Raw genomic sequence first — 8,238 nt, forward strand, 5'->3', positions numbered from 1 at the left:
AATAAGGTCAGGGACAGTTGTCCCTGACCTTATTGCTGTTTTCGATAAGTATGGTATCCGTAACTTCCCCATGACTCAAACAGTTCATCCTCATGAATCAGCTTCCACGGATTGAACAACGTCTGTCCGTTCTTGTTGAAGAAGAGTCCGTTGCCGAGCGAATATGTCGCGTGTTGAATTCGACCGGCATCATCGACGAACGTGAGCACATCCCCTCGTTCGGTCAGTTCCGACTCGATTCTCATGTAACCGGCCTGACCGAGCGTCTGGAGGAACGTGCCGGGATGGACCCATTGCGAAGCGATCCAATCCTCTCCCGTCACAGCGAACAGCGTCGCCGCCAGACAGTTGCTACCCGATGTGACCGGGAAGGTGTTGGCAAGGCGTCTCATGTGATCCGGACAGACCGGCGGGACGGGATGCACCGTCCAAACGTCCCACGCACTTGCATAAGTCAACGTGAGTCGGCGACGGGTGTCATCCGTCATCGCTTGCCAGACGGCTTGATGCAACACGAGATGAGGTGTGTTATCCCACATCACGACTGAAGACAAGTGATCGGTCAACATGTCGTCACTGACGGGAAAGACGAGACCGCGACCGGCTTGAACTTGATACGTGAGCACATCTCGTCTCACCTCTGGCGGCAATGTCTCGATCCAACCAGGCGGCGCATGCAGGACGTACGGCACTTCCCGGTCAATCGTCCAATACGTATAGGCGTTGGCGACTCGGACGTCCCGGTAAGACGGGTGTGCGTCAAATTCTGCTTTCGGGATGATCAACACTGACGCCCGTGCGCCTAATTGCGTCACGAGATGCTCGTCCGCCATAAACAAGTCCATCGGTGGCACCATCGAGGACATCCACTCCTGGACGACTTCTTCGGCCGGGATGAGGGAAATCGTCGTGTTCACCGTCATAGAATGATATCCCCGACCGAGTTAAACAAGCGGAGCATGGCCCAAGCGAGGCCGCTCAAAAGAATCGCCCACATCATGGCTTGAATTAACAGTAGACCGATGGCACGAAACGTCGACATCAACTGGCTGACTTGCCATATGTAATAGAACAAATAGAGAACGAACGTGCCGAGCAGTACCGCAATGACCGCAAGCAGCGAATTTAAAAACAAGAAGCTAATCCCTGAGCCGACGAGAAAAATCGTCGCGCCTGGCTTCAACCGATGCAACGAGCTACCGTTCGTCTCACGCGCAAAGAATGCGAACCCGAGTTGGTTGAACGTATCGGCGACGAGCTTGAAGGCGCTGAACAGCATAAAGTAAATGGTAAAGAACACGACGAGCACGAGCACTTTCGACTCTTGGACGGACAACAAGGCGATGATTTCGCTGTACACGCCGACACGCGTCAGCCATTGAATCACATACTCACTCGTGGCAATGGCGAGTGACATCGAGAATAGAATGATCCCAATCAACGGGGCATAGCTTAACAAGTACACGTTTGTTTTCATATCGGCTCCAATTTCACAAGAATTTCTCATATTCAGTGCAAATCTATTATCAAGTATATTATAATATTCGTAGTCACGGAGAACAAAAGGGGGATTTTTAGATGGGTTTGTTACTAATGGTCGGAATCAGCGTCGTCTTCCTCGCAGCTATCTTCACAGCTGGATACAACAGAAAACCTGAAGGTAATCAATAAGAGCCGAGATTCTCACGAATCCGGCTCTTTTTTTTATTTCAATCCAGCATATCCTTGTTGACGGAGCGCCTCATAAACGATGATGGCCGCCGTGTTTGAGACGTTGAGCGACCGAACGAGGTTCGATTGGGGTAAACGGATGCAGCGGTCGAGGTTGTCCTCGATCACTTCCATCGGCAACCCTTTCGTCTCGCGTCCGAAGACAAAGAAATAATCTTTATCAACCGCAGACACATCGAGATCACTTGGGTACTGTTCCCCATACTTGGTAATGTAGAAGAACTCTCCGTCCGGGTGTTTGGCCCACAGTTCATCGAGCGAGTCGTGATAACGGACGTCGACGAATTGCCAATAGTCGAGCCCGGCCCGTTTGAGCATTTTGTCGTCCGTCGAGAAACCTAACGGACGAATCAAATGGAGCACGGAATTCGTCGCCGCACATGTGCGCGAGACGTTACCCGTATTTGCCGGGATTTCTGGTTGGAACATTACTACATGGATTGCCATAATCTACTCCTCACTTCACTTGTTCGAGATCAAGTAATCGTTGTTTTTGATGAAGGCCGCCTCCGAACCCGGTCAGTTGCCCTCCGCTGCCGACGACGCGATGGCATGGGAAAATGACGGGCAACGGATTGCGGTTCAACGCCTGGCCGACCGCCCGAACCGCTTTCGGGCGGCCGATCTGTTCAGCGATTTGTTTATACGAACGCGTTTCCCCGAATGGGATCGTCAATAACGCATCCCATACTTCTTGTTGGAAGACGGTCCCCTTCATCTCGATCCACTCGCGGTCAGACGGTTGAAGCCCATTTTGCTCCACGCGTTCAATCAGGTCGGTCAGCCAACTCGGCGCCGATCCGTCATCTGCTTCCGTCTCCGCAAAGTCTAACGCGCATAGTTTCCCTTGCGCGTTCAATTCATACGCCAATGTACCCCATTTAGATGACACGGTCTTCACGGTCCCACTCCTCTCGGAACAATCGAATCTCTTCATGTACGAGCTCAGACGTCTCCGTCGACTCGATTTGTCGATAAATCGTCTCGGCTTCGGCTCCGAGAATCGCACCGATCGCCCAGACGGCCGTCGCCCGCATGTCTTCGCGCTCATCTTGTCGAATGAAGTCTTCGAGCACCGGCACGGCCGATGGTTCCCGATAATGGGCCAATGCTAAAATCGCATTTCGCTGAATCGGCTTTTTGCCGCGCCATGCGCCAGACAGATGGCCAAACTTCGCTTTGAACTCCCTATTGCTCAAGTTCAGTAACGGGACGAGCAACGGTTTGACGATTTCAGCTTCAGGAAGCAGTTCCTCGTGATGGCGCCAATCTTTTTTCCGATTATACGGACAGACTTGTTGGCACGTGTCGCAACCGTAAAGCCGCCCGCCGAGCTTCGAACGAAACTCGCGCGGCATAAGCGTCTTCATTTGGGTCAAATAGGCGATACAACGCTTGGCATCAAGGACACCTGGTTCGATGAGCGCCGTCGTCGGACAAGCCGTCATACATTTCGTACACTCGCCACAGCCGTCCTCAATCATCTCGTCCGGTGGTAAGTATGTGTCGAGGATCATCTCCCCTAAATAAAGGTACGACCCCTTCTCCGGCGAGATAATCGAGCAGTTTTTCCCACTGAAGCCGATTCCGGCCCGTTCGGCGACGGCACGGTCGACGAGTTCTCCCGTGTCGACCATCGAGCGTGTCCGGACGCCCGGGACGAGCTGTTCAATATACGCTTGCAGTTGCTCGAGCCTTGAGCCGACGGCGCGATGGTAGTCGAGCCCCCACGATGCCCGGGCGAACAAGCCCCGTCGTTCATCGGCAACACTTCGCGGCGCATCTTTCAATTTGCTCGGATACGCGATGGCGATGGCGATGATCGACTGCGCTTCGTCGAGCAACAGCGTCGGCGTCGTCCGTTTGTCCAAGTCAGGCTCCTCGAACCCCGAGGCGAATCCCTTCTCTTGCTGCTTCACGAGACGTTGCTTCATGACGATGAACGGGTCGGCGGTCGTCACTTTCAACTCGTCAATCCCGATCGTCGTCGCATATGCTACAATCTTCTGTTTGAGTGTCTCCGGGTCCATCCCGTTCATCGAATCACCTCTTTCGTGTCTATTTTCGCATACAAAAAATCTCCCCGCCAGTCGGCAGAGAGATGATGAAGCGGGTGAAGAGAATCGAACTCTCGTCATCAGCTTGGAAGGCTGAGGTTTTACCATTAAACTACACCCGCATGGTTCAAATCAGTCGTCTGTAAAAGCGACTACAATCAATATACATCTATACCTTTAGGAAGTCAATACTTTTGAAGAAATTTATTTGATAGCTTATGAAATCTATACTTATGGTGTATGAATACATATAATTCCCTTATTTCTCTTCTTCAAACCATATCTCACTATAAGATAAACGTCGCGGTATAAAAATATCCTGCCGACTCTGTCGGCAGGAAGTTCTATTACAATGACGATGTCTTTGGTTCCCGAAGCAAATGTTTAATATCTCGGAACGTGACGAACGTCTTGTTTTTAGCATCATATAGCTTATAGCGCAGCGATTTCAAACTAGAGAACAGACCGATCGTCGTCGCTTTCTGGAGCGGCGGTGTCGCCGTATGGGCTTGTTCAAGGTTATAGTTCGGTACGCGTGGGCTCAAGTGATGCACGTGATGGAAACCAATGTTTCCCGTCACCCACTGCAACACTTTAGGCAACTCATAATACGAGCTCCCTTCAATTGCTGCTTTCACATAATCCCATTCGCTCTCGTCCTCAAAATACGAGTCTTCGAACGTATGTTGGACATAGAACAACCAAATCCCGAGGACGCCTGCCGTGAACATCGTCGTTCCTTGAACGATCAAGAATGCTTTCCATCCGACGAGCGCGATGACGAGTGCGTAGAGCACGACGAGAGACAGGTTGATGAGATACGTGTTGTTGCGCTCTTTCTTACGTGCGTCTTTCCGGTTGAAGCGGCTCGTGATAAGGATCAGGAACAAAGGTCCAAGGCCGAACATGACGAGCGGGTTACGATAGAGACGATATTGGAGACGAGTCCACTTCGAAGCTTCGACGTACTCTTCGATTGTCATGACCCAAATGTCACCGACTCCCCGCTTATCTAAATTCCCACTCGAGGCATGATGAATCGAATGCTCTCGTTTCCACTTCTCATACGGGAATAACGTCAAGATACCCATGATCGTCCCGACGATGCCGTTCGCTTTCTTATTTTTGAAAAACGAACCATGCGTGCAGTCGTGGAAAATGATGAACATCCGGACGACGAAGCCTGCTGCCACGATGGCGAGCGGAATGGTCAAGAAGACCGAAATTTGGAGCGCCTGATAGGCAAGAATCCAGGCGGCAAGAAACGGCAAGATCGTGTTGATCATCTGCCGGACGCTCTTCTTCACATCGGCCTTTTCAAACGGCGAGACGTGTTTCCGGAGCTGGGCGATTTTTTCTTTACTCATGTACAACTTCCTCCTCAATTGCATACAGCGTTGACGACAACTAAAATGAAATATGAAACCAACTACACTATGATAGTGACGACGGCATCCATCGCCATAAGAATCAATTTGTCATAAAAATATTATTACCAGGTAATTATATCACATCATATAGAATAAATCGTTCATTCCATAACAGTAATTGAATCAATTATTATTTCAGTCTCAATAATTCCCATTAAAATTCCTTATATGGAATTATTAATATACAAAGTGTGTTAGACTCCAATTATGTAGAGATAGGAGGAAATGTTATTGTTTCAGAAAATAAAAAATTTGATCACACCTAAGCGATTGATCATCATGGCGAGCGTCTTTATCTTGCTTATCCCAGTCTTCTTTGTCAGCTATACGTTCTATAAAAATTTGAGTCAAGGCGTCGAAAATAAAGACCTTGATGACAAATATGCAAAGCGAGTCAAAGAGTTACAAATCGAAGTTTCTAAAGAAGACCCATTAGATCGGAGAGGCAACTCCACCGCAAAGACGCGTGTTGAATTGGAGGTCTCCTTCAATGAAGAGAAACCGAGCCGAACTGGATTGATTAAAAACATGCACTTGATGACACATCAAAAAATATCGGCCCGTTCCAAATGGGGAGCGATTCCGATGACCCCAGACAATATACAACAGTCCGCTGACTATTTGGAGCTCCTAAAAACTAAATTCAAAATTGGTGACAGTATGTACTCGGAATTGAAAACGATGCTCGATCACTGGTCGCAAGGTGACTTCTCTAAAGCGGACAAAGAACAAGATCGTTTGTTGCACTTCCTCCAAGCGAGTAGAGGTTTCTCGAACGGATTAGCTACCAAGAATGAAGAAGAACTCTTTATCTTAAACAACTTCGGACCTGAATACTTGAACACGTTGGATGAAACGACGTACACGTCATATAAAGAATCATCTCAATGATGATTCTTTTTTGATTGATGCAAAAAAGCTCTAACACGAGTGTACCTTTCATAGTTCAGCTTCTTAACACTTCTGCCCTATTCTTTATGCGTCGTTTCCCTCTCTCCATTCTTCTTGGTTTTAGATACACAAAAAAAGACCCTAGCCTCAGCTAGGATCTACGGATACCGGTGGTCGGAGTCGAACCGACACTCCAGAGGAACACGATTTTGAGTCGTGCGCGTCTACCAATTCCGCCACACCGGCATATTATGTTGGAGGCGCCAGTCGGAATCGAACCGACGATAGAGGAGTTGCAGTCCTCTGCCTTACCACTTGGCTATGGCGCCAAATTGAATGGAGCGGAAGACGGGATTCGAACCCGCGACCCCGACCTTGGCAAGGTCGTATTCTACCACTGAACTACTTCCGCATAATGGCTGGGCTGGAAGGGATCGAACCTACGCATGTCGGAATCAAAATCCGATGCCTTACCACTTGGCTACAGCCCAATAAAATGGGGCGACTGAAGGGAATTGAACCCTCGAATGCCGGAATCACAATCCGGTGCGTTAACCACTTCGCCACAATCGCCATAATGATATTAAGAAGCAGGGGCAGCAGGAATCGAACCCGCGCTGACGGTTTTGGAGACCGTAGTTCTACCGCTAAACTATGCCCCTAAGTGGTGGGGGGGGGCGGATTCGAACCGCCGAACCCGAGGGAGCGGATTTACAGTCCGCCGCGTTTAGCCACTTCGCTACCCCCCCACATGGTGGCTTTGGACGGAATCGAACCGCCGACACAAGGATTTTCAGTCCTTTGCTCTACCAACTGAGCTACAAAGCCATGTATGTAGTAATTTAATTAAAAAAATGGCGGTCCTGACGGGATTCGAACCCGCGATCTCCTGCGTGACAGGCAGGCATGTTAACCACTACACCACAGGACCACTGATAATTGCGGGGGCTGGATTTGAACCAACGACCTTCGGGTTATGAGCCCGACGAGCTACCAGACTGCTCCACCCCGCGACGATATAAAACTTTAAATGGTGACCCGTACGGGATTCGAACCCGTGTTACCGCCGTGAAAGGGCGGTGTCTTAACCGCTTGACCAACGGGCCATATCTTAGATTGAAAAACTGGCGGAGAGCAAGGGATTCGAACCCTTGAGACGGTTTTGCCGCCTACACGAATTCCAATCGTGCTCCTTCGGCCACTCGGACAGCTCTCCAAAAAGAGAAAAGTGGCTCCGCAAGTAGGATTTGAACCTACGACCTACCGGTTAACAGCCGGTTGCTCTACCACTGAGCTATTGCGGAACGATCTTGCCTGGCAGCGTCCTATCCTCACAGGGGGAGACCCCCAACTACTTTCGGCGCTGAAGCGCTTAACTTCCGTGTTCGGCATGGGAACGGGTGTGGCCGCTTCGCTATCGCCACCAGACAAGAGAGATCGTTCTCTCAAAACTGAAGACTCATCAATTCATACAAACCATTAGACTAGATCAAAGCCTCGACCGATTAGTATCATTCAGCTCCACACGTCGCCGTGCTTCCACCCATGACCTATCTACCTCATCGTCTCTGAGGGGTCTTTCTTGATTGCTCAAAGGGAAATCTCATCTCGGAGGGGGCTTCATGCTTAGATGCTTTCAGCACTTATCCCGTCCGCACGTAGCTACCCAGCGATGCTCCTGGCGGAACAACTGGTACACCAGCGGTGCGTCCATCCCGGTCCTCTCGTACTAAGGACAGCTCTCCTCAAATTTCCTGCGCCCACGACGGATAGGGACCGAACTGTCTCACGACGTTCTGAACCCAGCTCGCGTACCGCTTTAATGGGCGAACAGCCCAACCCTTGGGACCTACTCCAGCCCCAGGATGCGATGAGCCGACATCGAGGTGCCAAACCTCCCCGTCGATGTGGACTCTTGGGGGAGATCAGCCTGTTATCCCCAGGGTAGCTTTTATCCGTTGAGCGATGGCCCTTCCATGCGGAACCACCGGATCACTAAGCCCGACTTTCGTCCCTGCTCGACTTGTAGGTCTCGCAGTCAAGCTCCCTTCTGCCTTTGCACTCTTCGAATGATTTCCAACCATTCTGAGGGAACCTTTGGGCGCCTCCGTTACTGTTTAGGAGGCGAC

General features: G+C 50.3%; 7 protein-coding genes, 14 tRNA genes and 2 rRNA genes (1 of these 23 cut by a window edge). 1 reads left to right on the plus strand and 22 read right to left on the minus strand.

Annotation, left to right across the window (positions count from 1 at the left end; all coding sequences use genetic code 11):
- Positions 1-29: 29 nt before the first annotated feature.
- The 7 genes from FED52_RS10965 to FED52_RS10995 all read right to left on the minus strand — a co-directional run bounded on the left by FED52_RS10965 (position 30) and on the right by FED52_RS10995 (position 5,155).
- A complete protein-coding gene (locus FED52_RS10965; RefSeq protein WP_138859897.1) occupies positions 30-923 on the minus strand; it encodes a hypothetical protein in 894 nt (297 codons plus the stop codon).
- Positions 920-1,477 (minus strand): DUF5366 family protein, encoded by a 558-nt coding sequence (locus FED52_RS10970; protein ID WP_021066738.1) that lies wholly within the window; start codon positions 1,475-1,477, stop codon positions 920-922. The genes FED52_RS10965 and FED52_RS10970 overlap by 4 nt, the downstream gene beginning before the upstream one ends.
- 227 nt (positions 1,478-1,704) lie before the next feature.
- The gene (gene trmL, locus FED52_RS10975) at positions 1,705-2,178 is read right to left on the minus strand and encodes a tRNA (uridine(34)/cytosine(34)/5-carboxymethylaminomethyluridine(34)-2'-O)-methyltransferase TrmL (RefSeq protein WP_034776487.1); all 474 of its coding nucleotides are present in this window, start codon (positions 2,176-2,178) and stop codon (positions 1,705-1,707) included.
- 10 nt (positions 2,179-2,188) lie between these two features.
- Positions 2,189-2,623 (minus strand): methylated-DNA--[protein]-cysteine S-methyltransferase, encoded by a 435-nt coding sequence (locus FED52_RS10980; protein ID WP_052090199.1) that lies wholly within the window; start codon positions 2,621-2,623, stop codon positions 2,189-2,191.
- Positions 2,613-3,761 (minus strand): tRNA epoxyqueuosine(34) reductase QueG, encoded by a 1,149-nt coding sequence (queG, locus tag FED52_RS10985; protein ID WP_138860337.1) that lies wholly within the window; start codon positions 3,759-3,761, stop codon positions 2,613-2,615. Before queG ends, FED52_RS10980 begins: the two co-directional genes overlap by 11 nt.
- Positions 3,762-3,839: 78 nt before the next feature.
- Positions 3,840-3,910 (minus strand) — tRNA-Gly (locus FED52_RS10990).
- A gap of 225 nt (positions 3,911-4,135) precedes the next feature.
- Positions 4,136-5,155 (minus strand): Delta(5) desaturase DesA, encoded by a 1,020-nt coding sequence (locus tag FED52_RS10995; protein ID WP_138859898.1) that lies wholly within the window; start codon positions 5,153-5,155, stop codon positions 4,136-4,138.
- 294 nt (positions 5,156-5,449) lie between these two features.
- On the opposite strand from FED52_RS10995, the gene FED52_RS11000 reads away from it, so the two are divergent.
- Positions 5,450-6,109, plus strand: a complete 660-nt coding sequence (locus FED52_RS11000; protein ID WP_138859899.1) for a DUF6241 domain-containing protein — start codon at positions 5,450-5,452, stop codon at positions 6,107-6,109.
- Between the two features lie 165 nt (positions 6,110-6,274).
- On the opposite strand, the gene FED52_RS11005 is transcribed toward FED52_RS11000, so the two are convergent.
- The 15 genes from FED52_RS11005 to FED52_RS11075 all read right to left on the minus strand — a co-directional run.
- Positions 6,275-6,355, minus strand: a tRNA-Leu gene (locus FED52_RS11005).
- Between the two features lie 9 nt (positions 6,356-6,364).
- A tRNA-Cys gene (locus FED52_RS11010) sits at positions 6,365-6,438 on the minus strand.
- A gap of 8 nt (positions 6,439-6,446) precedes the next feature.
- Positions 6,447-6,521 (minus strand) — tRNA-Gly (locus FED52_RS11015).
- A gap of 4 nt (positions 6,522-6,525) precedes the next feature.
- Positions 6,526-6,600: transfer RNA gene (locus tag FED52_RS11020), tRNA-Gln, on the minus strand.
- Between the two features lie 6 nt (positions 6,601-6,606).
- Positions 6,607-6,682: transfer RNA gene (locus FED52_RS11025), tRNA-His, on the minus strand.
- A gap of 18 nt (positions 6,683-6,700) precedes the next feature.
- Positions 6,701-6,771: transfer RNA gene (locus tag FED52_RS11030), tRNA-Trp, on the minus strand.
- Between the two features lie 3 nt (positions 6,772-6,774).
- Positions 6,775-6,858 (minus strand) — tRNA-Tyr (locus FED52_RS11035).
- Positions 6,859-6,861: 3 nt separating this feature from the next.
- Positions 6,862-6,937: transfer RNA gene (locus FED52_RS11040), tRNA-Phe, on the minus strand.
- 27 nt (positions 6,938-6,964) lie between these two features.
- Positions 6,965-7,040, minus strand: a tRNA-Asp gene (locus FED52_RS11045).
- Between the two features lie 8 nt (positions 7,041-7,048).
- Positions 7,049-7,122: transfer RNA gene (locus FED52_RS11050), tRNA-Met, on the minus strand.
- Between the two features lie 18 nt (positions 7,123-7,140).
- Positions 7,141-7,215, minus strand: a tRNA-Glu gene (locus FED52_RS11055).
- 19 nt (positions 7,216-7,234) lie between these two features.
- Positions 7,235-7,325, minus strand: a tRNA-Ser gene (locus tag FED52_RS11060).
- A 13-nt stretch (positions 7,326-7,338) separates the two neighbouring features.
- Positions 7,339-7,413: transfer RNA gene (locus FED52_RS11065), tRNA-Asn, on the minus strand.
- Positions 7,414-7,421: 8 nt separating this feature from the next.
- A 5S ribosomal RNA gene (gene rrf, locus FED52_RS11070) occupies positions 7,422-7,537 on the minus strand.
- Between the two features lie 57 nt (positions 7,538-7,594).
- Positions 7,595-8,238, minus strand: a 23S ribosomal RNA gene (locus FED52_RS11075); it runs 2,270 nt beyond the window's last position.

It is taken from the genome of Exiguobacterium mexicanum (assembly GCF_005960665.1).
GTDB classification, from domain to species: Bacteria; Bacillota; Bacilli; order Exiguobacteriales; family Exiguobacteriaceae; genus Exiguobacterium; species Exiguobacterium mexicanum_A.